Here is a 221-nt window from a genome sequence, read left to right on the forward strand (position 1 = left end):
CGAAGTATGTCGACGTTGCCGCTATAGAAGGCCGTGTCGTCATTGAGGATGTCCCGGCCATCGCCGAGGGCGAAAAGATACACATCGGAACCGGTGCCGCCGTTGAGCACGTCATTCCCCTGGCCACCGGTCAATTGATCATTGCCTGCGTTGCCGTTCAGGGTGTCGTCACCGCTGCCACCATCGAGGATATCGTTCCCTGAACCACTGGTGAGCGTGTC

Annotated in this window: 1 protein-coding gene; it reads right to left on the bottom strand. The window is 58.8% G+C overall.

Annotated features, from left to right (window positions below; all coding sequences use genetic code 11):
* The coding region (locus VC35_RS26290) for a calcium-binding protein (protein WP_046043556.1) at positions 1-221 on the bottom strand (221 nt) is incomplete at both ends.

It is taken from the genome of Pseudomonas fluorescens (assembly GCF_000967965.1).
Taxonomy (GTDB): Bacteria; Pseudomonadota; Gammaproteobacteria; order Pseudomonadales; family Pseudomonadaceae; genus Aquipseudomonas; species Aquipseudomonas grandcourensis.